The sequence below is a fragment of the Rhodomicrobium sp. R_RK_3 genome, assembly GCF_002198715.1.
Lineage (GTDB): Bacteria > Pseudomonadota > Alphaproteobacteria > Rhizobiales > Rhodomicrobiaceae > R-RK-3.
The window spans coordinates 39,567-65,881 of sequence record NZ_MWLK01000013.1 but is presented as its reverse complement, the minus strand read 5'-3'; the positions used below and the strand labels follow the sequence as shown (position 1 = coordinate 65,881).

The window sequence follows — 26,315 nt, the reverse complement described above, 5'->3', positions numbered from 1 at the left end:
GCGAGGATCAGATACCCCCAGCAAATACATGTGAGAACTGCACGCTAATCTTACGGTAAATTTATCATAGCACCTGGGGCAAGGGGGCGCCAGACGGCTCGCCTTGACCGAGCGGTCAAGGCGCAAACTTGTTGACAATTTGCAACTTTCCTATGTCTAGCGTCCGAATCAGCCGCCGAGGCGCATATCCAGTGTGAATGGGTATTCCGGGTTGATTTTTGCCGGCTCTACCCGCATCGCGCCAGGACTATGGCCGATGGTTTCGAACCGGGTCAGCCGCCGGCTTTCGGCTTCATAGGCATTGATCGGGAATGTGTCGAAGGCGCGTCCGCCGGAGTGCGCTACATGGTAGCGGCAACCCCCGATAGAGCGCCCGGTCCATGTATCGAGCACGTCGAAGGTCAGCGGCGTGTGCGGCGCGATGGTCGGATGCAGGGCGGATGCCGGCTGCCAGGCGCGGAAACGCACGCCCGCGACGAACTCGCCGCGCGTGCCGGTGGAGGTGAGCGGCAGCGTGCGTCCGTTGCAGGTTATCGCATAGCGGTCCTGCACCATCTGCTGGACCTTGACCTGCACGCGCTCCAGCGAGGAGTCCACATAGCGGGCCGTGCCGCCGATCACGCCTTCCTCGCCGAGCACATGCCAGGGCTCGAGCGCCTGCCGCAATTCCAGTTCCAGGCCGCCATGATGGGCCATGCCGTAAAGTGGGAAGCGGAATTCGAAATGCGGCGCGAACCATTCCGCCTCGATCGGGAAGCCGGCCGATTTCACGTCCTCGATGACGCTCAGAAGGTCCTGCCAGATGAAATGCGGCAGCATGAAGCGGTCATGCAGCTCGGTGCCCCAGCGGATCAGCTTGCCCTTATAGGGATGCTCCCAGAAGCGGGCGACGAGGGCGCGCAGCAGCAATTGCTGGGCAAGGCTCATCTGCGCGTGCGGCGGCATCTCGAAGGAGCGGAACTCGACGAGGCCGAGCCGTCCGGTCGGGCCATCGGGCGAATAGAGCTTGTCGATGCAGATCTCGGCGCGGTGGGTGTTGCCGGTGACGTCGACGAGCAGGTTGCGGAACAGCCGGTCGACCAGCCAGGGCGGGATGTGACCCTTGGTCGGGTCGGGCACCTGGGCGAGGGCGATCTCCATCTCGTAGAGGTGCTCGTGGCGCGCCTCGTCGATGCGCGGGGCCTGGCTGGTCGGGCCGATGAAGAGGCCCGAGAACAGGTAGGAGAGCGAGGGGTGATGCTGCCAGAAGGTGATCAGGCTGCCGAGCAGGTCCGGGCGGCGCAGGAAGGGGCTGTCGGCGGGGGTGAGGCCGCCGAGCACGATGTGATTGCCGCCGCCGGTGCCGGAATGGCGCCCGTCGAGCATGAATTTTTCCGTGCCGAGCCGGGTCTTGTGCGCCTCTTCATAGATCGCGGTGGTGATGTCGACGGCCTCGTCCCAGGAGCTGGCGGGCTGGATGTTGACCTCGATCACGCCGGGGTCGGGCGTCACCTTGATGACGTTCAGGCGGCTGTCGAAGGGCGGCGTATAGCCCTCGATATGCACCTTGAGGCCGGTCGCGGCGGCGGTGTCCTCCAGCGCGGCGACGAGGGCGGCGTAGTCCTCGGCATCCTCCAGGGGCGGCATGAACACGGTCAGGTGGCCGTCGCGCGGCTCGACGGTCAGCGCGGTGCGCACGGCGCCGACGACTTCGACCGGCTTGGCGGGCTCCATGATCGGCGCTTCCAGCGTGATGGCGCGGCGGTTCATGAGCAGCACTTGCCGGCGCGGCAGGGGAACCTGCTGCTGGCCGATCGGGTCCGCGGCGACGATATGGGGATAGTTGATCGGCGGAATATAGGGCAGACCGCCGAGCGGCAGGCGGAAGCCGGCGGGCGAATCGCCCGGCAGCAGGAACAGCTTTTCGCGCCGGAAGGCCCAGCGCTCCGTCACCCAGCGGCGGCCGCGCGCCTGAGCCTGCCAGACCTGGATCGGCAGCACGAAGCTGGTCGGCTCCTCGATGCCGCGGTCGAAGACGCGGATCAGGCGGGCGCGCTCGGCGGGGTCTTCGAGCTTGTTGGTCTTGGCTTCGAGATTCATCGGCAGCTTCTGCTCGACCAGCAGGAAATGCGCCGGGTCCTCGAAAGCCGGGATGGCGCTGTCGAGCGGCAGGCCGAGCGACTGCGTCAGCGTCTCGGCAAAACGCTGGGCGTCCTCGATGGTGGCGTTCTGCTCGGTGATCTCGTCGTCGATGAGGGCGGCGTCCTGCCAGAGCGGTTCGCCATCGGCGCGCCAATAGACGGCGAAGGCCCAGCGCGGCAATTGCTCGCCGGGATACCATTTGCCCTGGCCATAGTGCAAAAGCCCGCCCGGCGCGAAGCGATCGCGCAGGCGGCGCACCAGATCCTCGGCATAGCGGCGCTTGGTCGGGCCGACGGCGGCGGTGTTCCATTCGCCGCCATCCATGTCGTCGACGGAGACGAAGGTCGGTTCGCCGCCCATCGACAGGCGCACATCGCCCGCCTTCAGCCGCTCGTCCACCTGATGGCCGACGGTGTTGATCGCCGTCCACTGCGCCTCGCTATAGGGCTTGGTCACGCGCGGCGACTCGGCGATGCGCGTCACCTTCATCTCGAAGCCGAATTCGACCTTGGCCTCGTCATGGCCGCCGGTGATCGGCGCGGCGCTGGTCGGATTGGGCGTCGCCGCGAGCGGGATGTGGCCTTCGCCGGCGAGCAGCCCGGAGGTCGGGTCGAGGCCGACCCAGCCGGCGCCGGGCAAATAGACTTCGGCCCAGGCGTGCAGGTCGGTGAAATCGGAGGTCGGACCGGCCGGGCCTTCGAGCGGCTTCACGTCGGGCAGGAGCTGGATCAGGTAGCCGGAGACGAAGCGGGCGGCGAGGCCGTAATGGCGCAGGATCTGCACCAGCATCCAGCCGCTGTCGCGGCACGATCCGGCGCCGCGCTGCAAGGTCTCGTCCGGCGTCTGCACGCCCGGCTCCATGCGGATCAGATATTTCACGTCCTGCTGCACCTGCCGGTTCAGCTCGATCAGCACGTCGATCGAGGTCGGCGAGGCGGTCTTCAGCCCGGCGAGATAATCCTTGAACAGCGGGCCGGTGGGGATGGGCTCCAGATACGGCCCGAGCTCCTGCTTCAGCACCGGATCATATTTGAACGGCCATTCGCGCGCCGCATCATCGACGAAGAAATCGAACGGGTTGATGACCGCCATGTCGGCGACGAGATCGACCGTCACCGAGAATTCGCGCGTCTTGTTCGGCACGATCAGCCGGGCGAGGTAATTGCCGAAAGGATCCTGCTGCCAGTTGAGGAAATGCTCTTTCGGCGACAGGGTCAGCGAATAGCTCAGGATCGGCGTGCGGCAATGCGGGGCGGGACGCAGGCGGATGATCTGCGGCCCGAGGCCGGTCAGCCGGTCATAATGATATTCGGTCTTATGCGTCAGCGCGACGTGAAGTGTCATGAGCCCCTCTTGGCAAGCCGCCCCGTTTGCCGCCCCTTAGCGATGCCCGAGGCAGAATGCGATGTTTTTCTTCTCGCCTGGCCGAGGCCGCCGCTAGCTTTGCGACTGGATCTGGCCGGACTGGCTGGATTGAGACTGCGCCCCGTTCGAAATGCCCGGCGGCGGCGTCGGTGTCGGCTCGATTTCGGGGCTGGCCGTTTCGTGCAGATGGCCGAAAAACGCCGTGCCGAGTTCGGAGGTCAATTGCATCAGCTCGCTCTGCACCCAGTCGTTGAAACCGTGCAGCCCGTCGAGCAGCCCTTCGTTGCGCACCGCTTTTTGCAGATCGGCCTGGAAACTTTCGACGCGCTCGAAGGCGCGCTGGGCGTTGCGCAGCCGGAACTCGCCGCGCAATTGGCTGACCATGCGCTGGATCTCGCCGGCGCAGAAGGCGATCGAGCGCGGCAAGCGGGTGTCGAAGATCAGGAAGCGGGCGACATCGGCCGGGTCGAGGCCGCGGTGATGGGCGCGGCGGAAGGAGTGATAGGCCGACGCCGAGCGCAGCAATGCATTCCAGAGCGCGACCTGCTGCTCCGGAATGTTGGTGGCAACGCCCACGGCGCGCTGGGCGAACTGCACGTCGAGCAGGCGGGACGTCTGGTCGGCGCGCTCGATGAACAGGCCGAGGCGGAAGAACGGCCAGCTCTCATCGCGGTAGAGCGTGCTCTCGGCGACGCCGATCTCGGCATAGCAGCCGCGCTTGATGGTGTCGCAACTGCGGGAGAGGCGGTTTTCGGAGAAGTCGCCTTCGCCGAGCCCTAAGATGCGATTGTAGAAATCGTTGAGCTGGGTCCACATGTCGGTCGAGATCAGCGGGCGCAGGGCGCGGGCATTTTCGCGCGCCGAGCGGATGCTGGCCTGGATCGAGGACGGATTGTCGAGCTGCGTCACATAATAGGAGATGACGTTCTTGGCGCTCGTTTCGGGGAATTTCTTGGCGAAATTCTCCTGGTCCGAATAGAGCGCGATGATCCAGGCCCAGTTCTGCCCATCGGAGCGGCCGCGCTGAAAGGAGGAATGCGCCTCCAGGATGCGCGCCATGCTCTCGGCCCGCTCGAGATAGCGGGCGAGCCAGAAGGCGCATTCGGCGTGGCGGGAGAGCAGCGTCGTCGTCAACGGCCATTCCCCCTGGCGATGCCGTCGCCCTTCAAGACCCAGGTGTCCTTGGTGCCGCCGCCTTGCGAGGAATTCACCACGATCGAGCCTTTCGGCAGCGCGACGCGCGTCAGCCCGCCCGGCATCACCCAGGTCTCGCGCCCGGTCACGGCGAAGGGCCTGAGGTCCACATGGCGCGGCTCGACCGCGTCGCCGACCAGCGTCGGGCAGACCGAAAGATTGATCATGGGCTGGGCGATGTAATTGCTCGGATCCTTCTTCAGCCGGTCGCGGCACTCGTCGATCTCGGCCTTGGTCGCCTTCGGCCCGACGCAGATACCATAGCCGCCTGATTCGCCAACCGGCTTCACGACGAGCTTGTCGAGATTGTCCAGCGTATAGGCGAGCGCGCGCGGCTCGCGGCAGATATAGGTCTCGACATTGGGCAGGATCGGCTCCTCGTCGAGGTAATAGCGGATGATGCGCGGCACATAGGCGTAGACGGCCTTGTCGTCGGCGATGCCGGTGCCGACCGCATTGGCGAGCGTGACATTGCCCGCGCGCACTGCCCGCATCAGGCCGGGGACGCCGAGCATGCTCTCCTTGTTGAAGCATTCCGGGTCGAGGAAATCGTCGTTCAGGCGCCGGTAGATGACATGCACCGGCGTCGGCCCGGCGACGGTCTTCATGAAGACGCGGTCGTTCTCGACGAAGAGGTCGCGCCCCTCGACCAGCGGCACGCCCATTTCGCGGGCTAGGAAGATGTGCTCGAAATAAGCGGAGTTGAACACGCCCGGCGAGAGCAGCACGATCTGGGCGTCGCTCAGCACGGGCGGGGCGACTTCGCCGAGCTTGTTGGCGAGCTGCAGGCCGTAATCGGAGACCGGCTCGATGGCGAAGCCTTCCATCAGATCGGGGAAGGCGCGCTGGATCAGATGGCGGTTCTCGACGACATAGGAGACGCCGGAGGGCGTGCGGCTGTTGTCCTCGAGCACGAGGAAGCGGCCGTTCTCGTCGCGAATGATGTCGGTGCCGGCGACGTGGATATAGGTGCCGCCCGGCGGATCGTAATCCACCATCTCCTTGCGGAAGTTCACATTGCCGAACACCAGGTCGGTCGGCAGCGTGCCGTCCTTGAAAATGTGGCGGTCGTGATAGGTGTCCCAGATGAACAGGTTCAGCGCCTTGACGCGCTGTTTGATGCCCGCCTCGATCAGCGCCCAGTCCTTGGAGGGGATGACGCGCGGAATGACGTCGAAAGGCAGGATGCGGTCGATCGCATTCCTGTCGCTATAGACGGTGAAGGTGATGCCGAGCATGAACAGCTCCCGCTCGGCGTCCTTGGCCCGCGCGGCCAGGTCCGTCAGCTCCATCTGCTGGAGCCGGTGCCAGAGCTTGGTCAGTTCCTGATTGGGATTGTCGGGGCTACCGAGGAGTTCGCAATATGAGGAGCCTGCGTCGTATTCATCGAGCGTTGCTGCCATACCCGGATTGCGTAACACCGTAACGGTTGCCATTAGGTCTCCCTCGTGAAAAGTCGATCGCGTTCGGCCCTTCCACCCTCGTTGTTTTAGTCTAACCTTTTATGGTTACTAACAGCCTAACATAAGCCTTCACGGCAGCGAAAGGCGAAACCCTGCTCAAAATCTGAGCATTTTTCCTGACGGAATTTTCGGTGCCGCAAGCTCTTATCCGAATAAATCCCCAGTTACCGGTGTTGATCGATTAAGACGACCGTCCGAACGATATCGGTTGACGGCCCAGCCGGTAGAGTTGCGAAGCGCGCCCAAAGTTTGTGCATCTGGCTAGAAATTTGACGTATTCCGACCCAAGCGGTGGAGACCGATTTTGAAGACGCTGACGAGTTCCGGGCTGCCGATTGCCTATGCTGATGAGGGCAAAGGGAAAACGATCATTCTGGCCCATTGTTCCAGCGCGTCGCACCGAATGTGGCAGCGGCTGATCGACCGGCTGAAGGTCGATTTCCGGGTGCTCGCGCCCGATCTCAGCGGCTATGGACAGTCCGCGCTGTGGCCCGCCGACCGGCCGTTCGATCCCGGCGCCGACGCGCAAATCCTCGTCGATCTTGCCGGGATGGCGGAGGGCAGGGTGCATTTTGTCGGCCACTCCTATGGCGGCGCGATGGCGCTGGAGGCGGTGCGCCGGCTCGGCGGCCGGGCCCGCGGCATGACGCTGATCGAGCCGGTCGCTTTCCCGCTGCTGCGCGCGGCCGGCCGGCAGGCCGAATGGACCCGGATCGAAAGGCTGATCGCGTCCGTCAATGGCAAGCTGGCGGCGGGCGATAAAGAGGGCGCGGCCTCGGCCTATATGGGCTTTTGGCTCGGCCGGCTGAACTGGTGGCTGGCGCCGCGCCGGCTGAAGGAGAACATCGTCCAGACCATCGATAAGGTGGGGCTGGAGTTCCAGGCGGCGCGCGATGCGGACATGCCATTGCTCGGCGCGTTCCGGTCGCTCGATGTCCCGGCGCTGCTGATCCAGGGCAGCCGCACCCGCAAGCCGGCGAAGGCGGTCGTGCAGATCCTCGCCGGATGTTTGCCGGATGCCCGCGTCGAGACCATCGCCGGAGCCGGACATATGAGCCCGGTCTCGCATCGGGATTCGGTGTTCACGCTCGTACGCCAGCATATCGAGGAATGCGCGCAGATCCGGTTCGCGGGCGCTGCCAGGCCGAAGGCGGCAACCGATAGCGCCGCGTCAGACCCTGAATGGGAGAGGGGCGCTTGGCGCCGGGCGCGTACCTAGGTTCGTAAAAGCACAGTGTCATTCCCGCGAAAGCGGGAATCCAGTACGCCGCAGCGGTCGGAACTTAGGCAGCGCCTAACGGGAAAGTTTCCCCTTTACCGGATCCCCGCTTTTGCGGGGATGACAAAGAAGAGCGTCGCTAGTCCCGCCCTAGCCCTTCGTCTTCGCCGCGCTCATGCGCACCCACTGGCCATTGATCTCGTCATCGCCGATGACCTTCAGCACCGTGTCCGCGAATTCGCCGGGATCGGCGAGGCCGGAGGTCTCGCGCTCCTTGGCGCCGACGCGCTCGGTCATGTCCTCGGAGCGTTCGGCAAACATGGCGGTGTCGAAGCGGCCCGACATGATGGTGACGACGCGGATGCCTTCATTGACGAGGTCGCGCGCGAGCGGGCGCGTCATTGCGAGCACGCCGCCTTCGGAGGCCGCATAGGCCGCCTGGCCTTCCTGGCCGTCTTCGGCCGCGAGCGAGGCCGAGTTGATGATGATGCCGCGCACGCCGCCATCCAGCGCCGGCAGCGTCATCATCGCGGCGGCGGAGCGCGTCGCCATGTAGAAGGTGCCTGTCAGGTTGACCTGCAGCAGCCGCTCGAAGCTGGGCACGTCATGGGTCAGGATGCGGCCATTGCCCTTGTCGCGCCAGACGGCGGCCTGATCGAGGGCGATGCCGGCGCAATTGACCAGCACGCGCTCCAGCCCGTTCTCCTCGCGGGCGAAGTCGAGGGCGGTGTCGACGGTGATCTCGCTCGAGATTTCCAGATGGCGGTAGATCGCGCCGATGCGCGAGGCGAGCGCCTCACCTTCTTCGCGGTACATGTCCAGTATCGCGACCTTGCAGCCGGCGGCGGCCAGCTTGGTGGCGGCGGCGGCTCCAAGCCCCTTGGCGCCACCGGCGACGATGGCGCTGATATCGTTGCCAAGTCTCATGGTTCAACCCTCAACTACATGCGGCTGGAATGAACGGCACAAAAACGAGGCCGTAGTCAAATGCTTAATGCGATTCCTCGGCGACAAAATGGAAGGCCGTGCCGTAGACGAAGATTTCGCAGGCGCCGTCGGCGATGCGGGGGTGGCTGATGCGCACCGCGAGGCATCCGTCATAGCCCTTATCCTTGGCCTTGGCCTCCAGATCGGCCAGCGCCCGCTGCAGCGTCAGCTCCATCAGCCGCTCATAGCGGCGCATCTTGCCGCCGAAGGTATTGGTGATCATTTCGCGCACATCGCGCAGGATATTGGCGGCGTTCACCGCCGAGACCCACAGCATTTCGCCTTCCCTGACCTTGCGGTCGGAAATCCGGTCGACCGTATAAAGTGCCATGCCCCTATCTCTTGCCTCCGCTATCGGCCGTTCTGACGACGATGGTAGTGGGACGGCCGAAAATCACGCGGCGCAGCACCATCAGGATGAGCAGGGCGAGGAGAAGACCGACGATCAGCCCCGCCCAATAGCGCTCGATGAAAACCCGGTAATTCACCTCGCCCTGGCGCACAAGGCCGAAATCGCCGCCGATATTGGTGAGACTCAGCACGGAATTGTCGCGCAGCAGCATGGTCACGGCGGCGAGCTGGTCGCGGCTGCCGACGATGGCCTCGCGGATGGAGTTCTTGCCGAGCGTGTGCATCAGGCTGGGGTCTTGCGCCACCTCGCGCAGCACGCGGGAGGCGGCGGGCTTCTCGAGACCTTCCTGATAGGCGGCCAGCGCCGCCAGATCGCGCTCGCCGAGCCGGCGGGACAGCTCCTTCAGCGTGGCGGGCGGCAGCGAGAGCAGCGCGTCGCGGGCGGCGCGGTCGAGGCGGGCGATGCGGGTCGCGGCGGCGCGATTGTCGAAATCGAGCAGCGTCGCAAGCTGGGCCGGCGTGATGTCATCCGGCGCGATCAGTTGCGGCAGGCCGTAATCGATGGCCTTGGGGAGGCGCGAGCCGGCCAGTTCCGCCCAGGCCAGTGCCCGGTCGAGCGACTTGGTCTCGATGGCCATGGCGATGCCCTGGTCGTTCAGCTCGGTCATGGCGCGGCTGAGCGAGCCGTCGCGCGTCCGCTGCAAGACGCCCGCCTCGCCGTCCTCGCGAAGCAAATAGGCGACGAGCCGTCCGAGCCGCCCGAGCTGGTCGACGGTCCGGTTTTTCAGGAATTGCGCGAAGTCCGGGTTCTTCTCGGCAAGGCTCAGCAGGACATTGTATTTCTGCTTAAAATCCTGCCAGAAGGCGTAGATGCGCTCGGTCGTCTCCTCGGCGATGACGCCGACCTGCTGAGTGAGATCGGCCTCGATCGAGCGGGTGATCTCCTGCTTGATCAGGTTCTTCGCCTCATCCGACTTCATGCGCTCGGAGATCAGCGGGAAGACGCCTTCGCTTGCCTCGTAAATGTCGCGGGCGATCAAAGCAAGGCCGATCAGGCCGGTGAAGGTGGAGATGATGCGCGAGGCGACAAGCCCCGCAACGCGCCGGCCGATGGTCGCCACCATCTGCGCGATGATGCGGCGGGAGACGATCAGCACGATGCCGGAAATGGTGCCGGTGTTCTGCAGGATGAGATCGCCGGCGTCGATCTTGGCGCCGCCTACCTTGCTGGAGGCGGCATCGATATTCGACTCGGTCTCGCGCGCGAAAACCGTCGCAATCGCGCCGCCGTACCGGCTTTGCAGCGCCGTGCGGACGCAGGAAATCACCGGCCCGGACACCTTGGCCGCCGCCTGCTCGACGCGCGCGCCGAAATCGGCGCCGACGCCCTGGGCGAGATCGGCAAGCGCGCTCTTGAAGCCCTCCGAGCCGTAAGCGCGTTCGGCGACCAGGATGGCGGTGCGCTCGGCGGTCTCGCGGCTGATGGTGGAATAGGCGCGGTCGAGCATGTTGGTGTCGGCGCGCACCACGCGCACGGCCTCGTCGATCTCGACGTCGAGCCTTTCGCTCATCCGCACGTCGCGCCAGTGCTTATCGACGAGGGCGGCGTAATCCACCTGGGCCAGTTCGCCCTTCAGCGCGTCTTCGGTGAGCGCCTTGATCTGCGCCCGCACTTCCGGGTCGCCGAGGTCGCGGCATTGCTCGATGGCGACGCCGGTGCGGGGAGACTCCTGGGCCATCGCCGGCGGCATTTGCGCCAGGAGGAGGGAGAGGATGGTCAGGCTGCTGGCGAAGGAGCGATAGGGGTTGAGCCTTACGGACACGCGCATTTCCTCGCAAAGCAGGGGCCCCGGGCGGCGACCAAGCTGAAACAGTCAGCCGGAAGACTGGTTCCAGCCCCCGGTGTGCCAATATTGCGCGCCCCGTTACAGATTGAAAGTCACACCTGCGAATAGGAGCGCCCATGCGATGAGCGTAATCTCGAAAGGATGGCCCTCGACGACGGGCGTGAGGATCGGAACCTCGACGGCGAAATATTTCGCCAGAATAATGAGAATGACCAAGAGGCTCGATATGGCGAAAATGCCGAAGGAGGGGGTGCTCAGCTTCATGGACGCGTGCCTTTCGTCAGATGCGGTTCCGATTCCTGCCACGCAGCACATCAAATCTGGATGGACCTTAAAGCGGCCTCGTTCATCTCGTTGACCCGGCCCTCCAGCGCCGCGCGGATCGGGGCGAAGGAGCGGCGGTGATGCTGGGTGACGCCGAGCTTGGCGATGGCTTCGGCATGGCCGGGCGTACCGTAGCCCTTATTGGTGTGCCAGCCATATCCGGGAAACTCCCCTGCCAGCCCCGCCATCATCCGGTCGCGCGTGACCTTGGCGATGATCGAGGCGGCGGCGATCGAGGGGCAGAGCCGGTCGCCCTCGATCACGGGCACGGCGCGCTGCGTGAGCTTGGGGCAGCGATTGCCGTCGACCAGCACCACGTCCGGGCCGGCATCGAGCATCGCGACGGCGTCGATCATGGCGCGGAAGGTCGCCTGCAGGATGTTGATGCGGTCGATCTCCTCCACCGAGACGATGCCGACGCCGACCAGGGCCGTCGCGCGGATGGCGTCGTACAGGGCTTCGCGGCGTTCGGCGGTCAGCAGCTTGGAATCGTGGAGGCCCTTGGGCGCCGATTTCGGCTTGGCGAAGATCACCGCCGCCGCGACCACTGGCCCTGCCCACGGTCCGCGCCCGGCTTCGTCGACCCCGGCGACGAGGGTGCAGTCGCGTCCGGCGAGCGTGCGCTCGGTGCGGAAGGTCGGAGCTTTGACGGTTGTGCCGGTCGCGATCATCCGCAGCAGCGTGCACGCCGCGCGCATGATCGCAAGAGGCTTTGTCAGGATTTGAACAGATCTAGCGGCTGATTGCGGTATGCGGCGAGCGGCCTTCGTGCGCGGCACGCCCGGTCCGATCTGCTTGGTGTGCGGCGCGGATTGGCGAGGCGGCCCCTTCGATCCGCGCTTCCGCGCCGAGCGGGTAGGCGAAAAAGTTCTTGAAATGTTCTCTTTCGCGTAGCACATTCCCACCATGCAATCGCCCATCAAACCGTCAGCGCCGCTCGCCCGAGGCAGGGGAGCGAAATCGAACCGGAGCGGCCGCTTCGAGAGCCAGCAGGTGGAAGCGTTCGACGACGGCTGGCAACCGGATGAAGGCATCGGCCAGATCCGGACAACGCTGACGGCGATGAAGTCCCGCACGATCATCGCCAGCAACACCAGCCCCGATGTCGGTTTCAACCGGTCGATCAACCCTTACCGCGGGTGCAGCCACGGCTGCATCTATTGTTACGCGCGGCCGGCCCATGCCTATCTCGGCCTGTCGGCGGGCCTGGATTTCGAGACGAAGCTCTTCTACAAGCCCGAAGCCGCCAGCCTCCTGGAGCGGGAGCTTTCGGCGCCCCGCTACAAGCCCGAGGTGATCCATATCGGCGGCGACACCGATCCCTATCAACCGGACGAACGCGAGCTGCGGATTACCCGTGGCATAGTCGAGACGCTCGCCCGGTTCAGCCATCCCTTCTCCATCATCACCAAATCGGGGCTGATCTGCCGGGACATCGATGTCATGGCGCCTCTGGCGGCCAGAAATCGGGTGAGGGCCGCCGTTTCGGTCACGACGCTCGACAGGCGGCTCGCGCGGAGCATGGAGCCTCGGGCCTACACGCCGGAGAAGCGGCTCGATGCGGTGCGCCAGCTTTCCGAGGCCGGCATCCCGACGGTGGTCATGGTCGCGCCGGTCATCCCCGGCCTGAATGACCACGAGATCGAGGCCATCGTCGAAAGGGCCGCCCAAGCGGGGGCCGTGGGTGTCGGCTATGTCGCCCTGCGGCTGCCGCTGGAGCTGAAGGATCTTTTCGAGGAGTGGCTTGAGGCCGATCATCCCGGCCGGGCCAAGCGGGTCATGTCCCTGGTCAGGCAGATGCGGGGCGGCGCCGCCTATCAGAGCCAATGGGGGACGCGTATGCGGGGCGAGGGGCCGGTGGCGGAAGCGATGGCCCAGCGGTTCCGTGTGGCCAGGAAGCGTTTCGGCCTCGACCGCACTTTGCCCCAGCTCAACCTCTCGGAATTCAAGGTGCCGGGCCCCGGCCCAGCGCAATTGCAGCTTTTCTGACCTGGGCGCCACGCCGGACGCCCGTATCCCGCTCCTTAACGGCTCTATTTGGGTGGCCCAACGATCGACTTCGACGAGCCGTCGGCCGAGGCCTTCGCCAGCCCGGCCACCAGAATTTAGCGACGCGAATTCCGATCAGCGGACGCGCACTCCCGTGGGAGAAGGTCCCCTCCCGTCGTCCGGGACGCCCGCAATGGCGAGCCGGGAGCCAATCCCGCATCCGCAAGCGCTGCGGCAAGAGGAGAGGCGAGTTGGCCCCGGCTCTGACGGCCGGGGCGACGGATGATGGGATGTGCCGGAAGCTAAATCGCCCCCGACCCGACCTCACTCAGCCGCGGTCAGCACCGCAACCCGCTTCGCCCGCACGGCGCAGAACTTGAATTCGGGGATTTTCCCGAACGGGTCGAGCGCCGGATTGGTCAGCAGATTGGCGGCCGCCTCCGCGTAGCAGAAGGGCATGAACACCATGTTCTCCGGCACGTCGCGGTCCGATCGCACCTTGATCTCGACGGCGCCGCGCCGCGTCTCCAGGCGCAGGAACTCACCGGGCGCGACATTCATCCGGCGCAGATCCTTGGGCGACAGGAAGGCGACCGCCTCCGGCTCGATCTGGTCGAGCACGTTGGAGCGGCGGGTCATCGAGCCGGTGTGCCAGTGCTCGAGAACGCGGCCGGTCGAGAGCACCATCGGATAGTCGTCATCCGGCAATTCGTCCGGCGGCAGCACATGAGCCGGGACGATCTTGCCGCGGCCGCTCTCGGTCGGGAAGCCGGTGGTGAAGATGATCTCGTTGCCGGGCTTCTGGGGATCATCGACCGGATAGGTGACGGCGCCTTCGCGCTCGAGCCGCTCCCAGGTGATGTTCTTCAGCGACGGCATCACCTGCGTCATTTCGGCGAAGACGTCGGCGGGGCCGCTGTAATTCCAGTCGAGGCCGAGGCGTTTGCCGATCTCCTGGATGATCCACAAGTCCTGGCGGGCATCGCCCGGCGCCTTGATGACCTCGCGCGCGATCTGCACGCGCCGGTCGGTATTGGTGAAGGTGCCGACCTTCTCGGCGAAGGCCGAGGCCGGCAGGATCACGTCGGCATGGAAGGCGGTCTCGGTGACGAACAGGTCCTGCACCACGAGATGGTCGAGCTTGGCCAGCGCCTCGCGGGCATGCTGCACGTCCGGGTCGGACATGGCCGGGTTTTCGCCCTCGATGAACATGCCGGTGATTTCGCCGGCATGCACCGCATCCATGATCTCGACCACCGTCAGGCCGCGATTGGGATCGAGATCGTAATGCCACAGCTTCTCGAATGGCTCGCGCAGGTCGGTGCGCCCGACCGGCTGGTAATCCGGCAGGAACATCGGGATGAGCCCGGCGTCGGAGGCGCCCTGCACATTGTTCTGGCCGCGCAAGGGATGCAGGCCGGTGCCGGGGCGGCCGATCTGGCCGGTAATCAGGGCAAGCGCGATCAGGCAGCGGGCATTGTCGGTGCCGTGCACATGCTGGCTAATGCCCATGCCCCAGAAGATGATCGAGGCCCGCGAGCGCGCATACATCCGCGCCACTTCGCGCAGCGTTTCCGCCGGGATGCCGCAGATCGGCTCCATCGCCTCGGGCGAGAAATCCTTGATCCGCGCCTTCAGGTCCTCATAGCCGTCCGTGTAGCCCGCGATATACTGCTCGTCGGTCAGCCCTTCCGTGATGATGGTGTGGATCATTGCATTCAGCAGGGCGACGTCGCTGCCCGGCTTGAAGGCAAGATGCAGATCGGCGTGGCGCGACAGGCTCTGGCGGCGCGGATCGATGACGATCAGCTTGGCGCCGCGCTTGGCCGCATTCTTGATGAAGGTCGCCGCGACCGGATGGTTGACGGTCGGATTGGCGCCGATGACGATGATGACCTCGGCATCCAGGGCCGCCGAGAACGGCGCCGACACCGCGCCCGAATTCAGCCCCTCCATCAGCGCCGCAACCGACGAAGCATGGCACAGCCGCGTGCAGTGATCGACATTGTTGGAGCCAAAGCCGGTGCGCACCAGTTTCTGGAACAGATAGGCCTCTTCGTTCGAGCCCTTCGCCGAGCCGAAGCCGGCCAGCGCCTTGACACCCTTTTCGTCCCGGATGCGGGCGAGCCCCTTGGCGGCGACATCGAGCGCTTCGTCCCAGCTCGCCTCGCGGAAATGGGTGAACGGGTTGGCCGGATCGACCTGATCGTTGGCGTCCTTCTTGGCATTGGGCAGGCGCACCAGCGGCTTGGTCAGGCGGTGCGGATGGTGGATATAGTCGAAGCCGAAACGGCCCTTGACGCAGAGCCGGTTGTGATTGGCCGGGCCGTCGCGGCCTTCGGCGTAGATGATTTTCTCGTCCTTGACCTGATAGGTGACCTGGCAGCCGACGCCGCAGAACGGGCAGAGCGAATCCACCAGCCGGTCCGCGTAATTGACGCGGGTCTGGTTGGCGTCGAGCAGAGCGGAGGGCATCAGCGCGCCGGTCGGGCAGGCCTGCACGCATTCGCCGCAAGCGACGCAGGTCGACTCGCCCATCGGATCGTCGAAATCGAAGACGATCTTCGAATCGTGATTGCGGTAGGCCATGCCGATGACGTCGTTCACCTGCACCTCGCGGCAGGCGCGCACGCAGAGCCCGCATTGGATGCAGGCATCCAGATTGACGCTCATCGCCGGATGGCTGACATCGCTCTGCCAGCGCTCGGCGGCGGGAAAACGGCTCTGGGTGACGTCGACCTTGTCGGCCCAGTTCCAGAATTTCGAATCCGGATCGTGCGAGGTGGCGCGCTCGGGCTGGTCGGCGACCAGCAGTTCCATCACCATTTTTTGCGCGGCGACGGCGCGGGCGCTGGCCGACTTCACCTTCATGCCGACGGTGGGCGTGCGCTTGCAGGACGGCGCCAGCACGCGCTCGCCCTCGATCTCGACCATGCAGACGCGGCAATTGCCGTCCGGGCGGTAGTCCGGCTGCGGGGAATAGCACAGATGCGGGATCTCGCGGCCCTGCCGCTTGGCGACCTGCCAGATGGTCTCGCCGGCCCGCGCCTCGACCTGTTCGCCGTCGAGCTCGAACTGGATGGCCTTCGGGCCTGATCCCGCTCCGCCGACCGCGCCGACCGGCTGGGTGTGGGCGACATTGACCTTGCCGTCGGGCGCCGACGTTCCGCCGGCCTTGCCCTTCTCGTCATGGCCGTAACCCTGCGGCGTCGGACTGTCATTGCTCATATCGAAACCTCGTCGGCAAACACCGGAACGAACACATGCTGGATGCTCATCATTCGGCAGCGATCTTCGGTGCGAATTCGTCGGGGAAATATTTTATGACTGACGTCAGCGGATTCGAAGCCGCCTGGCCGAGCCCGCAAATCGAGGCATCCCGCATCGCCTGACTCAATTCCTCCAGCAGATCGCGGTTCCACTCGCGCTGTTCCATCAGCAGCGCCGCCTTCTGGGTGCCGACCCGGCAGGGCGTGCATTGACCGCAGCTCTCGTCCTCGAAGAAGCGCATCAGGTTCAGCGCGGCGCCTTTCACATCGTCCTTGTCGGACAGGATGATGACCGCCGCCGAACCGATGAAGCAGCCGTATTTTTCCAGCGTGCCGAAATCGAGCGGAATGTCGTCCATCCTCGCCGGCAGGATGCCGCCCGAGGCGCCCCCCGGCAGATAGGCGTGGAACGTGTGACCGTCCGCCATGCCGCCGCAGAATTCCTCGATCAGCTCGCGCACGGTGATGCCCGCCGGCGCCAGCTTCACGCCCGGATTTTTCACCCGGCCAGAGACCGAATAGCTGCGCAGCCCCTGGCGCTCGTTGCGGCCATGGCTCTTCCACCAGCCGGCGCCGCGCTCGACGATGTCGCGCACCCAGAACAGCGTCTCGACATTGTTGATCAGCGTCGGCAGGCCGAACAGCCCGACCTGGAACGGATAAGGCGGCTTGTGGCGCGGCAGGCCGCGCTTGCCCTCGATGCTTTCCAGCAGCGCCGATTCCTCGCCGCAAATATAGGCGCCCGCGCCGCGCCGCATATGCAGCACTGGGCCGCCGGGCGGCAGCTTGGCGATCTCGCGCTCAAGAATTTCGCGCGAGGCCGGATATTCGTCGCGGATGTAGATGTAGACGTCGTTGGCCTCGACCACATGCGCACCGATCAGCGTGCCTTCGAGAAAGCGGTGCGGATCGGTTTCGAGGAAATGGCGGTCCTTGAAGGTGCCGGGCTCGCCCTCGTCGCCATTGATGGCCATCATGCGCGGGCCGGGTTCGCCGAGCACGGCGCGCCATTTGCGCCCCGTTGGGAAGCCGGCGCCGCCGAGGCCGCGCAGCGAGGCGTCGTCGAGCGATTTCAGCAGCTCTTCCTTGCCGATCTCGCCGGAGCGCAGCCGCGCCAACAGGGCATAGCCGCCTTGGGCGACATAGGCGTCGTAATCGATATAATCGGGCAGATGGGCGTGGGTGTCGCCGTTGCCGATGGCGGTCAGGACGCTGGCGGCGCTGGCATGATCGACGAAATGATGGCCGACTTCGGCGACGGGCGCCGTATCGCAGCGGCCGACGCAAGGCGCGCGCACGACGCGGACGCTAGGCCCGGTCGCGCTGTGCAGCTCCTGCAGCAGCTTTTCCGCGCCGAACATGGCGCAGGTGAGGGAATCGCAGACGCGGATGGTCAGCTCCGGAATGTCCGGCTCGCCTTCCTTGACCACGTCGAAATGGGCGTAAAACGTCGCCGTCTCGAAGACTTCGGCGAAGGCCAGCTTCATCTCGTCGGCGAGGGCGGCGAGGTGAGCGGCGGAGATCTGGCGGTAGGTATCCTGGACCAGATGCAGATGCTCGATCAGCATGTCGCGCCGGCGCGGCCGGTCGCCGAGCAGCAGGCCGATCTCATACGCGGCTTGCGGATCGATCTGACGGCCCTTCGGCGTCGACTTAGCCCGCCGCCGGCCCTGGCCGGGGTGGTCGAACGGTCGAACTTTCTGCACGCTATCTGACATCGAACCACCAAACCCGCCTAATTACTACGCAACCCTAACCCCTGGTATGCCGCATGCCAAGCGGGAAACGTGGTTGAGAAAGACATTGATGCATGGATCGGAACGCGGAAAAACCCTGTGCGAGGGGGCAATGGGGACATCTTAGGCGGATGGCTTTGCGGGCGATCGAAGAAAAAGCCCCATCACCCGGTCGCTTCGCGTCCCTTGAGGAGAGAGGGCAAGTGCGGCGCGAGGGCGACCTCTGCACCTGAAGCCAGCTCAGCGTCGCCCTCTCCCCTGGAGGGAGAGGGCGGGCGCCGTCAGGCGACCGGGTGAGGGGGAGCCGCGAGCTCAATGCCAGCGGCGCCAGCCCGTTTCAGCCCGCTAGGCCGCCGGCATTGGGGAAGAACAATTGCTGCCCCTCGATGCGGTAGCCGCGGATCGCGCCCTGTCCCTCCGGCGAGATGACCCAGTCGATGAAGCTCTGGCCGAGCTCCTTCTTCACGCTCGGATGCTTCTGCGGATTGACCAGCATGACGCCATATTGGTTGAACAGCCGCTTGTCGCCTTCGACCACGATCTCCAGCGCATCCTTATTCTTGAACGCGAGCCAGGTGCCGCGGTCCGCCAGCACATAGGCGCCCATGGCGGCGGCGGTGTTGAGCGCCGCGCCCATGCCCTGGCCGATCTCCCGGTACCAGCCCGGCTTGGCCGCCGCCGGATCGAGCGCGGCGAGCTTCCACAAGGCCAGTTCGGCCGTATGGGTGCCGCTCTTGTCGCCCCGCGAGACGAAGGGCGCCGCCATCTCGCCGATGCGCTTCAGCGCCGCGACCACGTCCGTGCCGCCCTTCACGCCGGCGGGGTCGGTTTTCGGCCCGATCAGCACGAAGTCGTTATACATGACGTCGAACCGCTTCACGCCAAACCCTTCGGCGACGAATTTCTCCTCCTGCGGCTTGGCGTGCACGAACAGCACGTCGGCATCGCCGCGCCGGCCGGTTTCGAGCGCCTGACCGGTGCCTTGCGCGACAACCTTCACATCGATGCCGGTCTTGGCCTTGAACAGCGGCAGGAGATAGCCGAACAGGCCGGAATCCTGGGTCGAGGTGGTCGAGGCGACGACGATGGATTTGTCCTGCGCATGGAGCGGAGCGCCGCCCGCCAGCAAAAACCAGGCGGCGACAAAGGCAATAAGGCGCGACATGGTGTTCCTCCCTTTGGGATCTGCTTTTAGATGACGAGATCGCCGCGCAGGAAGGCCGACCCTTGCGCGCTCGCGGGGGACGCGAAGAATTGCTGTACCGGCGCATGTTCGGCGATGCGGCCGGTGACGAGAAAGACGATGTCGGCGGCGAGCCGGCGCGCCTGACCGAGGTCATGCGTCGAGAACACCACCTTCACGCCCGAAGCGGCGATTTCGGCGATGATGTCCTCGACCGCCTTGGTACCTGATGGGTCGAGGCTGGCGGTCGGCTCGTCGAGGAACAGCACTTCCGGATTGCGCGCGAGCGCGCGGGCGAGCGCCAGCCGCTGCTGCTCGCCGCCGGAGAGCCGCCGGGCGGGACGGCTGGCGCGGGCGCCGAGCCCGACCTGCTCCAGCAAAGCGTTGACGGTCGCCCGATCGGCGCTGCGTTCGGCTGCGCTCAGGGCGAAGGCGACATTGGCCGCCGCCGAGCGGCGCAGCATGGCAGGCTTCTGGAAGACGAAGGCGCGGCGCACGGGCGGTCCACCGCTGCGCCCGCCCCATGTCATGCGGCCGGAGGTGGGCTGGATCAGGCCCATGGCGAGCTTCAGCAGCGTCGTCTTGCCCGAGCCGTTCGGCCCGATCAGCGCGGTCGGCGCGCCCGGCTCCAGCATCAGCGAGATGCGGTCGAGGATCATCACCGGCCCGGCGCTGTAGCTGACGGCTGCGAATGCGATGGGTAGATCGCTCGCTCTGTCGCGCATGACCCTACCCTGCGTAATTTTCGGACCAGCGCCTGACCGTCCAGGCAATCGCGTTTACTGCCATCACCAGCCCGATCAGGATGATCCCGAGGCCGATGGCAAGCGAGAGGTTGCCCTTCGAGGTCTCCAGCGCGATCGAGGTCGTCATGACGCGCGTAAATCCGTCGATATTGCCGCCCACGATCATCACCGCGCCGACTTCGGCCGCCGCCCGGCCAAAACCGGCCAGCATGATGGTGGCCAGCGAAAAGCGCGCATCCCACAACAGCGCGCCGACGCTCGCCAGCGGCCCCAGATTCATGGCGCTCAGCTCGTCGCGATATTCGGTCCACAGATCCTCGATGACCTGCCGGGTCAGCGCGGCGAGGATCGGGGCGATGAGGATGGTCTGGGCGAGGATCATCGCCTGGGGCGTGAACAGGATGCCGAGGGCGCCGAGCGGCCCCGAGCGCGACAGCATCAGGAAGACCAGCAGCCCGACGACGACCGGCGGCAGGCCCATCAGGCCGTTCAGCAGCACGATGACGGCGTCGCGGCCAGGAAACGGCTTTAGCGCCACAAAGGCCCCGAGCGGCAGCGCGACGGCTGCGGCCAACAGGGTCGCTGATAAGCTCACGAGGAGGGAAAGCCGAACGATCGCGAACAGATTGGCGTCGCCAGCAAGAATAAGGTCGAGGGCGCTGCTCCCGTCCATTGCTGTCCATTCTTGGAGTTTCCCCTTGTTATCCGCCGTTCCTTCCGCAAGAGTCAAACTTTAGAAATTGCGCAGCCATGCGCAGGAAAATGCATATGGAATTGCTGACGACCACCGAAGCCGCCGACTATCTGCGGATCAAGGAGCGCAAGCTTTACGAACTGGTCGCGGAGCGGCAGATCCCTTGCACCAAGGTCACCGGCAAATGGGTTTTCCCGCGCGCCGAACTCGACCGCTGGCTGCTCGCCGGCATGGCGCGGCCGCTCGGGTTAACCCCCGCCGATCCGCCGCCCATCATCGGCGGCAGTCACGATCCGCTGCTGCAATGGGCGCTGCTGGAGAGCCGCTGCGAATTGGCGTCGCTCGCGGAGGGGAGCGAGGCCGGCTTCGCCAAGCTGCTGCAGGGAAAAGTCGTCGCAGCCGCCATCCATTTCCATGATGTGGAGGATCCGGACGCGGACGCGAATATCGCCGCCGTGCAGTCCGAGCCGCAGCTTTATGACGCCGTGCTGGTCGGCTTCGCCATTCGCGAGCAAGGGCTGCTTCTCGCCAGCGGCAACCCGCTCGGGATCGTGGACCTGGAGAGCGCGGCAGCTTCCGGCGCGCGGTTTGCCACCCGCCCGGACGGAGCCGGAGCGCAGCAATTGCTGCACGCGCTGCTCAACCGGCAGCGGTTGCAATACGCCAAGCTTACGCGAGCAAGCGGCACCGCGCCGACCGGCGCCGATATTGCCCAGGCCATTCGCGGCGGCCACGCCGATTGCGGCATCGCCACCCGCAGTATCGCGGCGTCGGCGGGGCTCGACTTCCTGTCGCTCGCCCATGAGCGTTTCGACCTGCTGCTGCGCCAGCGCGACTATTTTCGCCCGCCGATGCAGGCGATGCTTGGCCTGCTGGCCGATCCTCGCTTCGCGGCGCGGGCGACGGAACTGGGCGGGCTCGATGTCACCGGCGCCGGACGGATCCGCTGGGCTCCGTGATGGCCGCCGGGGAGGGCAGGGCGCTCAGTGCCGAATGCCGAACTCGGTGTAGGGGATGAAGCTGACGAGATCGCCTTCGGACACTGCGGGGACGTCTTCGGCAATTTCGATCAGGCCGTCGGAGTCGCGCAAGGAGGTAATCAGCCCGGAGCCGTCGCGCTCGAATTTGGTGACCGCGCCGTCGACGAGCCTGCCGCGCCAGAACTCGCGCCGGCCGGTCTTGCGTTTGCCGAGCGAGAAGGCTGCCGGCAGGGACAGGCGCCCGGGCTCGCGCCAAGCGCTGCCGCCGAGCGCGCCGATCAGAGGCTGCGCATAGAGCAGGAAGCAGACGAAGACGGCGACCGGATTGCCGGGCAAGCCGAGAACGACGCAATCGCCGATCTGGCCGAAGGCCATGGGGCGGCCCGGCTTGATGGCGAGCTGCCACATGCGCAGCTTGCCGAGCGCGTCGAGTGTCTTGACGACGTGGTCTTCCTCGCCGCGGCTCGCGCCGCCCGTCGTGATCAGCACGTCGAAGCGGGATGCCGCATCGCGCAATTGCCGCGCCACCGCCTCGGCATTGTCGGGCATGACGCCGAGATCCACGCAATCCGCGCCCGCTAAGCGGGCCAACGTCACTAGCATCGGCGCGTTGGAATCGTAGACCTTGCCGGGCTCGAAAGGGTCGCCGGGGCGGATGACTTCGTCGCCGCTGGAGATGATCGCGACCTTCAACCGGGCGAAACACTCCACCGCGCCAAAGCCGGCAGCCGCGATGGCGGCCACATCTTGCGGACGCAGCCTGTCGCCCGCCGCCAGCAGAGCTTGGCCAGCCATCACATCCTCGCCGGCCAGACGGCGATTGGCGCCTGACTTCATGCCTGGAGGGAGATCCACGAGCCTGTCCGCGCCCGCCTCGGTCAGCGTCACATCCTCCTGCATGATGACGGTGTCCGCGCCCTCCGGCATGGTGGCGCCGGTGAAAATGCGGGCGGCCTCGTGAGGTTTGAGGGCGTCGCGCAGCGCGTGGCCCGCCGCCGCGCGTCCGCCGATCTTGAGCCGCGAGCCGGAAACCGCGTCGTAATCGGCAAAGGCGAAGGCATAGCCGTCCACAGCCGCATTGTTATGCGCGGGGATCGGGCGCGGGGCGATGACGGGGGCCGCAGCGATCCGCCCTGCTGCATCGGCGAGGGCCACCATTTCGGTGCCCACGACAGGCCGCAGGCGCTCCTTCAGGATCGCCAGCGCCTCGGCGTGCAGGAGACGATCCTTGTCATGCAGGAAGCAATCGTCGAGCAGCTTGGCGTTCATGCGTGTCCTTGGCTGGCCGACCGGGTTTGACACCGGGAGGTCCGATGGCGGGCATCATCACAAGAATGCGGGCGTTTCGTCACGGAATGATGCCTGCTGGGTTTATTGAAGCCTATGTGTGACCGGCCCCGGACGGAGTAAAGCCAAGGCGCCTGAGCGCTGCCCGGGCCTCCGCGCTCGCCAGCGCGGCAAGGAAAGCCTGCACGGCCGGGCGGTCCCGGCGGCTGTCGGCCAGGAAGAAATCGTAATGCTCATCCGCGACGGGCAGGAAGCCAAGGCCGTAGAGCCGGGCGACATTCTCGATGGCCATGCCCCAGTCTGCCCGGCCCTGCGCGACCGCCGCCGCGACGGCGTTGTGCGATTTCGGCTGGTTGGCATATCCCGCCGGACGAGCGCCGCCAAGAATGCCGTCGAGCAGAATGCGGGTGCCGGAGCCTGCATTGCGGTTGACGAGGATCGCATCCGCGTTCGCCGCCGCCGAGGCGACGGCATCTTTCGCCGTCAGTCCTTCAAAACGATCGTCGCCCTTGCGGAAGACGATGCCCTGCTGGCGGCGCCAGCCTGGAACCAGCGACATGCCCAGCCCCAGGAAAGGCGCATTATACGTGCCGCTCTTGGCGTCGAGCAGATGCACCGGCGCAAGGTCGCATTCGCCGCGCTTCAGCGCCGCGAGACCGCCCATGCTGCCGATGGCCAGCGTGCGCACCGCGAGCCCTTGCTGGAGAAGCAGGCCCACGACGGCATCCAGGCCGATGTCCTGGCTTCCGGCGAGCACCAGATCGGGCAGGCGCAGATCCTTGGCGATCAACTGGATGTCGTGCTGCGACCCGGCATCGGCGGCATCCGCCAGCGCATCGATGGCGAAGAAGCCGTCGGCGCGCGAAAAGGCGGTCACCGAACCGGATCCGCGGCCGAGCGGGAAGGCCGCGACGCCCGCCTCTCCCTCGCTCAGCGACACCATTACATATTCGGTGCGGCCGAGTTCCGACGGGACGCGAACGGGAAGCGTCGCCCGCAGCAGATCGCCGCCATGCGGCGGCAGGCCGGCCATAGCGCGGATCAGCGGCGCGACGAAACTGTGAAAGGTGAAGATCGCCGAGGTCGGGAAGCCGGGCAGCACGACGACGGGCTTCTCATGGACGACGGCGAGGCAGAGCGGCTTGCCCGGCTTCAGCGCCACGCCGTGAACGATGATGCCGGGCAGTCCCAGCTCCGACAGGATGCGGTAGGAGACGTCGCCCGCGCCCTTCGAGGTGCCGCCGGAGAGCACGACGAGATCGGTCTCGGCGATGGCGCTTTTGACGATGGCGGCGAGCGCTGCCTCATCGTCGCGCACGATGCCGAAGGGGACGGGGACACCGCCATTTTCCTTCACGGCGGCGGCGATGATGGCGTGGTTGGAATCGTAGATGCCGCCATGCGGCAGCGCTTCGCCGGGCGGGACCAGTTCATCGCCCGTCGAGATGATGCCGACGCGCGGGCGCCGGACGACCGGGATATGGGCGAGCCCGCAGGCGGCGATGATGCCGATTTCGCGCGAGGTGAGCTCGACGCCCTGCCACAGCACGGCCTCGCCCCGGCCGACATCGGACCCGGCGAAAGCGATGAAATTGCCGGCCGCGACGGGTCGGCGGATCTCGACATAAGGCCCGCCGGCGTCCTCACCGAAGGCGGTGTGCTCGATCATCACGACGGCATCGGCGCCTCGCGGCACGACGCCGCCGGTCGAGATCACGGTCGCGGTCTTCGCCGCGACAGGCATGGCGGGCGCCGTGCCGCAGGCGAGGACTTCCGGGTTGAGACGGAGGCGGGCTGGCTTGCTCTCGCTCGCGCCGAGCGTGTCGTGGGCGCGCAAGGCAAAGCCGTCGACCGACGAGCGGTCGAACGGCGGCAGGTCGATGGGGGCGAAAAGGTTTTCCGCCAGTATCCGGCCCGAGGCATCGGCCAAAGACACCCGCTCCGGCGGCAAAGCGACGTACGGCACAGCATTGCGAAAGCGCTGCTCCGCCTCGTCCCGCGAGACGACTTCGAGAAATTGTTCCTGCCGCGCCGCGCGGCGGACCTGCTCGAGAACCGGTATGTCGCTCATAGCGCTCTATTTAGTCTCGAAGCTCCGTAATTGCACGGTGTCTCCAGCGGCAATGCCCTCCGAAGACGGCGGCACGACAAACCAGCCGACGGCGCGCGCGATTGCGTCGAAATTCGCACCGGCGAGCGGCACCGGCCGGATCTCGGAACCTGATGCGACGCCGAGGAAAAGCTCGTCGAAGCCGACGGTGGAGGTCACCTTTTCCGTCAGCCGGAACGGAGTCGATGCAGCAAGCGGTTCCGCGCGCGCAGCGGCGGCTAATGGAGGCCCGACCAGCAGCAAGAGCACCGCGATCATCGCATCGATCCGCCCTGGCACCAGGATGACAGGCATCGAGGCCACATGCCCGAAGGCGGCGCTCGAACCCGGATTCAATGCAAGACCGTAAAGTCCGACCGAGCCCGCCTCTGCCAGGGCGGCGACGGCGCAATCATTGCGTCCCTGACCGGTGCCGCCGACCGAAACCACAAGATCGGCATCCGCACGCGCAAAGCACGCGGCGAGCGCTGCCGAGCCAGCGGGCATCACCGCAATATCCGTAAGCTGGGCCCCCGCAGCTTCCAGCCAGAGACCGACCCAGTCTGAATGCGCCGCGAGGGCGGCGTTGGCGATTATCAGCCGCACTTTGGGGGAGCGCACCGGGATCGAGGCGAGGCCGCAGGCCGTCAGAAGTCCGAGATGGCGCGGCGTTAGGCGCGTCCCGGCGGAAAGGATCAACGCTCCCGCCGAAATGTCCTCGCCGGCGGCCCGAACACCGTCGCCATGCGTGGCAGAGGCGGTCGCCTCCGCCACTCCAGGCGCCGCGATGCTGACGGCCTCGGGCGGCAGGACCGCATTGCCGCCCTGCACCGGATCGCCCGCATCCACCCAATCCGGAGGGGGGGTCAGCATGGCCGCGCTATAGGCGCTGGAGCCCTGCACATCCTCGGCCTTCACCAGCCAGCCGTCCGCATGGGCCGTCGGCTGCACCGGCAAAGCCACCGGCGCATGCACGTCGCGGGCGAGGACCGCGCCAAGCGCCTGTATCAGAGGGCGATCGATCGGACCGGCGGGCGGGGTGAGCGCCGCCAAGCGCGAGAGCGCAATGTCCAATGGCGTCAGGCGCAGAATGCGGGGATTGATGGGCGAGGGGTCCACGCGCGGAAGGTGAGGGGTTGGCGGAGGGAGGTCAAGCGGAGTTTGACAATTGCCCGCGAAGGCCGGAGCGCCATGGAGCAGGTTTGGATTGGGGCGTTAGTGAATAAAGGGTTATCTTTTCATGACCGCCGTCCCCGTCAGCTCGGTCGCTCCAACAATCGCCTCGACGCCTGCCGCGCCGCGCGAGCCTTGATTGGCAGCAAGATTCGCTGTGCCTGCCATTCGCATCGCGGCCCGGCGGTGCTTGTGAAACGGTCGGCAGGCGGTTCTTAGCCTTTCCAATCTGTTTATCTTATTCGCGGCCTCGCCGCCGGCCACGGAACTCATCAAGGTCTCCCACATTCCCGTCAAC

The 26,315-nt window shown here is 66.0% G+C and carries 19 protein-coding genes; 3 read left to right on the top strand and 16 right to left on the bottom strand.

The annotated features are described in order from the left end of the window. Positions 1 to 168: 168 nt before the first annotated feature. The 3 genes from BLEFHOIH_RS06050 to BLEFHOIH_RS06040 all read right to left on the bottom strand — a co-directional run bounded on the left by BLEFHOIH_RS06050 (position 169) and on the right by BLEFHOIH_RS06040 (position 6,116). Positions 169 to 3,465: a transglutaminase family protein gene (locus BLEFHOIH_RS06050; protein ID WP_088343623.1), complete on the bottom strand. Its 3,297-nt coding sequence runs from the start codon at positions 3,463 to 3,465 to the stop codon at positions 169 to 171. A gap of 93 nt (positions 3,466 to 3,558) precedes the next feature. Continuing rightward, positions 3,559 to 4,620 (bottom strand): alpha-E domain-containing protein, encoded by a 1,062-nt coding sequence (locus BLEFHOIH_RS06045; protein WP_170937023.1) that lies wholly within the window; start codon positions 4,618 to 4,620, stop codon positions 3,559 to 3,561. After that, complete coding sequence (locus BLEFHOIH_RS06040) at positions 4,617 to 6,116, bottom strand: circularly permuted type 2 ATP-grasp protein (protein ID WP_088343622.1); 1,500 nt, start codon at positions 6,114 to 6,116, stop codon at positions 4,617 to 4,619. The genes BLEFHOIH_RS06045 and BLEFHOIH_RS06040 overlap by 4 nt, the downstream gene beginning before the upstream one ends. 331 nt (positions 6,117 to 6,447) lie before the next feature. Here BLEFHOIH_RS06040 and BLEFHOIH_RS06035 point away from each other — a divergent pair, with 331 nt between their 5' ends. Continuing rightward, complete coding sequence (locus BLEFHOIH_RS06035; protein WP_088360694.1) at positions 6,448 to 7,362, top strand: alpha/beta hydrolase; 915 nt, start codon at positions 6,448 to 6,450, stop codon at positions 7,360 to 7,362. Positions 7,363 to 7,512: 150 nt separating this feature from the next. Here BLEFHOIH_RS06035 and BLEFHOIH_RS06030 read toward each other — a convergent pair whose 3' ends face one another. The 5 genes from BLEFHOIH_RS06030 to BLEFHOIH_RS06010 all read right to left on the bottom strand — a co-directional run bounded on the left by BLEFHOIH_RS06030 (position 7,513) and on the right by BLEFHOIH_RS06010 (position 11,569). Then, positions 7,513 to 8,289 (bottom strand): SDR family NAD(P)-dependent oxidoreductase, encoded by a 777-nt coding sequence (locus BLEFHOIH_RS06030; RefSeq protein WP_088343620.1) that lies wholly within the window; start codon positions 8,287 to 8,289, stop codon positions 7,513 to 7,515. 64 nt (positions 8,290 to 8,353) lie between these two features. Further along, the gene (locus BLEFHOIH_RS06025) at positions 8,354 to 8,680 is read right to left on the bottom strand and encodes a heavy metal-binding domain-containing protein (protein ID WP_088343619.1); all 327 of its coding nucleotides are present in this window, start codon (positions 8,678 to 8,680) and stop codon (positions 8,354 to 8,356) included. A 4-nt stretch (positions 8,681 to 8,684) separates the two neighbouring features. After that, positions 8,685 to 10,523 (bottom strand): hypothetical protein, encoded by a 1,839-nt coding sequence (locus BLEFHOIH_RS06020; RefSeq protein ID WP_125461603.1) that lies wholly within the window; start codon positions 10,521 to 10,523, stop codon positions 8,685 to 8,687. Positions 10,524 to 10,625: 102 nt separating this feature from the next. Continuing rightward, positions 10,626 to 10,811, bottom strand: a complete 186-nt coding sequence (locus BLEFHOIH_RS06015; RefSeq protein ID WP_088343617.1) for a hypothetical protein — start codon at positions 10,809 to 10,811, stop codon at positions 10,626 to 10,628. 50 nt (positions 10,812 to 10,861) lie between these two features. After that, positions 10,862 to 11,569, bottom strand: a complete 708-nt coding sequence (locus BLEFHOIH_RS06010) for a ribonuclease HII (RefSeq protein WP_245296885.1) — start codon at positions 11,567 to 11,569, stop codon at positions 10,862 to 10,864. 208 nt (positions 11,570 to 11,777) lie between these two features. Here BLEFHOIH_RS06010 and BLEFHOIH_RS06005 point away from each other — a divergent pair, with 208 nt between their 5' ends. Continuing rightward, positions 11,778 to 12,860 (top strand): PA0069 family radical SAM protein, encoded by a 1,083-nt coding sequence (locus BLEFHOIH_RS06005; RefSeq protein WP_088343616.1) that lies wholly within the window; start codon positions 11,778 to 11,780, stop codon positions 12,858 to 12,860. Positions 12,861 to 13,184: 324 nt separating this feature from the next. Here the strand turns inward: BLEFHOIH_RS06005 and fdhF are convergent, their stop codons facing one another. From fdhF to BLEFHOIH_RS05980, 5 genes are all read right to left on the bottom strand, one after another. Continuing rightward, positions 13,185 to 16,088, bottom strand: coding sequence for a formate dehydrogenase subunit alpha (gene fdhF, locus BLEFHOIH_RS06000; protein WP_088343615.1), 2,904 nt, complete (start codon positions 16,086 to 16,088; stop codon positions 13,185 to 13,187). A 49-nt stretch (positions 16,089 to 16,137) separates the two neighbouring features. After that, positions 16,138 to 17,847, bottom strand: a complete 1,710-nt coding sequence (locus BLEFHOIH_RS05995; RefSeq protein WP_088343614.1) for an NADH-ubiquinone oxidoreductase-F iron-sulfur binding region domain-containing protein — start codon at positions 17,845 to 17,847, stop codon at positions 16,138 to 16,140. A gap of 355 nt (positions 17,848 to 18,202) precedes the next feature. Next, on the bottom strand, positions 18,203 to 19,030 hold the full coding sequence (locus BLEFHOIH_RS05990; protein ID WP_088343613.1) for a substrate-binding domain-containing protein: 828 nt from the start codon (positions 19,028 to 19,030) through the stop codon (positions 18,203 to 18,205). A gap of 26 nt (positions 19,031 to 19,056) precedes the next feature. Further along, complete coding sequence (locus tag BLEFHOIH_RS05985) at positions 19,057 to 19,773, bottom strand: ATP-binding cassette domain-containing protein (RefSeq protein WP_088343612.1); 717 nt, start codon at positions 19,771 to 19,773, stop codon at positions 19,057 to 19,059. 4 nt (positions 19,774 to 19,777) lie between these two features. Next, positions 19,778 to 20,467 carry an ABC transporter permease gene (locus tag BLEFHOIH_RS05980; protein WP_088343611.1) on the bottom strand — a complete coding sequence of 230 codons (690 nt, stop codon included), beginning with the start codon at positions 20,465 to 20,467 and terminating at the stop codon, positions 19,778 to 19,780. Positions 20,468 to 20,562: 95 nt separating this feature from the next. Here BLEFHOIH_RS05980 and BLEFHOIH_RS05975 point away from each other — a divergent pair, with 95 nt between their 5' ends. Further along, positions 20,563 to 21,447 carry a helix-turn-helix transcriptional regulator gene (locus BLEFHOIH_RS05975; RefSeq protein ID WP_088343725.1) on the top strand — a complete coding sequence of 295 codons (885 nt, stop codon included), beginning with the start codon at positions 20,563 to 20,565 and terminating at the stop codon, positions 21,445 to 21,447. 24 nt (positions 21,448 to 21,471) lie between these two features. Here BLEFHOIH_RS05975 and glp read toward each other — a convergent pair whose 3' ends face one another. The 3 genes from glp to BLEFHOIH_RS05960 form a co-directional block, all read right to left on the bottom strand. Further along, the gene (glp, locus tag BLEFHOIH_RS05970) at positions 21,472 to 22,737 is read right to left on the bottom strand and encodes a gephyrin-like molybdotransferase Glp (RefSeq protein WP_088343610.1); all 1,266 of its coding nucleotides are present in this window, start codon (positions 22,735 to 22,737) and stop codon (positions 21,472 to 21,474) included. 112 nt (positions 22,738 to 22,849) lie between these two features. Beyond that, positions 22,850 to 24,826, bottom strand: coding sequence for a molybdopterin biosynthesis protein (locus BLEFHOIH_RS05965; protein WP_088343609.1), 1,977 nt, complete (start codon positions 24,824 to 24,826; stop codon positions 22,850 to 22,852). A 6-nt stretch (positions 24,827 to 24,832) separates the two neighbouring features. Beyond that, complete coding sequence (locus BLEFHOIH_RS05960; RefSeq protein WP_088343608.1) at positions 24,833 to 25,963, bottom strand: molybdopterin-binding protein; 1,131 nt, start codon at positions 25,961 to 25,963, stop codon at positions 24,833 to 24,835. Positions 25,964 to 26,315 lie beyond the last annotated feature (352 nt).

What these genes read in the sequence shown, in the direction of transcription:
- BLEFHOIH_RS05980 (WP_088343611.1), bottom strand. Translation starts at nt 20,467, where the DNA reads ATGGACGGGAGCAGCGCCCTCGACCTTATTCTTGCTGGCGACGCCAAT.
- glp (WP_088343610.1), bottom strand. Translation starts at nt 22,737, where the DNA reads ATGAACGCCAAGCTGCTCGACGATTGCTTCCTGCATGACAAGGATCGT.
- BLEFHOIH_RS06030 (WP_088343620.1), bottom strand. Translation starts at nt 8,289, where the DNA reads ATGAGACTTGGCAACGATATCAGCGCCATCGTCGCCGGTGGCGCCAAG.
- BLEFHOIH_RS05985 (WP_088343612.1), bottom strand. Translation starts at nt 19,773, where the DNA reads ATGCGCGACAGAGCGAGCGATCTACCCATCGCATTCGCAGCCGTCAGC.
- fdhF (WP_088343615.1), bottom strand. Translation starts at nt 16,088, where the DNA reads ATGAGCAATGACAGTCCGACGCCGCAGGGTTACGGCCATGACGAGAAG.
- BLEFHOIH_RS06040 (WP_088343622.1), bottom strand. Translation starts at nt 6,116, where the DNA reads ATGGCAACCGTTACGGTGTTACGCAATCCGGGTATGGCAGCAACGCTC.
- BLEFHOIH_RS05975 (WP_088343725.1), top strand. Translation starts at nt 20,563, where the DNA reads ATGGAATTGCTGACGACCACCGAAGCCGCCGACTATCTGCGGATCAAG.
- BLEFHOIH_RS06015 (WP_088343617.1), bottom strand. Translation starts at nt 10,811, where the DNA reads ATGAAGCTGAGCACCCCCTCCTTCGGCATTTTCGCCATATCGAGCCTC.
- BLEFHOIH_RS05995 (WP_088343614.1), bottom strand. Translation starts at nt 17,847, where the DNA reads ATGTCAGATAGCGTGCAGAAAGTTCGACCGTTCGACCACCCCGGCCAG.
- BLEFHOIH_RS06005 (WP_088343616.1), top strand. Translation starts at nt 11,778, where the DNA reads ATGCAATCGCCCATCAAACCGTCAGCGCCGCTCGCCCGAGGCAGGGGA.
- BLEFHOIH_RS05990 (WP_088343613.1), bottom strand. Translation starts at nt 19,030, where the DNA reads ATGTCGCGCCTTATTGCCTTTGTCGCCGCCTGGTTTTTGCTGGCGGGC.
- BLEFHOIH_RS06010 (WP_245296885.1), bottom strand. Translation starts at nt 11,569, where the DNA reads ATGCGCGCGGCGTGCACGCTGCTGCGGATGATCGCGACCGGCACAACC.
- BLEFHOIH_RS06025 (WP_088343619.1), bottom strand. Translation starts at nt 8,680, where the DNA reads ATGGCACTTTATACGGTCGACCGGATTTCCGACCGCAAGGTCAGGGAA.
- BLEFHOIH_RS06050 (WP_088343623.1), bottom strand. Translation starts at nt 3,465, where the DNA reads ATGACACTTCACGTCGCGCTGACGCATAAGACCGAATATCATTATGAC.
- BLEFHOIH_RS05965 (WP_088343609.1), bottom strand. Translation starts at nt 24,826, where the DNA reads ATGAGCGACATACCGGTTCTCGAGCAGGTCCGCCGCGCGGCGCGGCAG.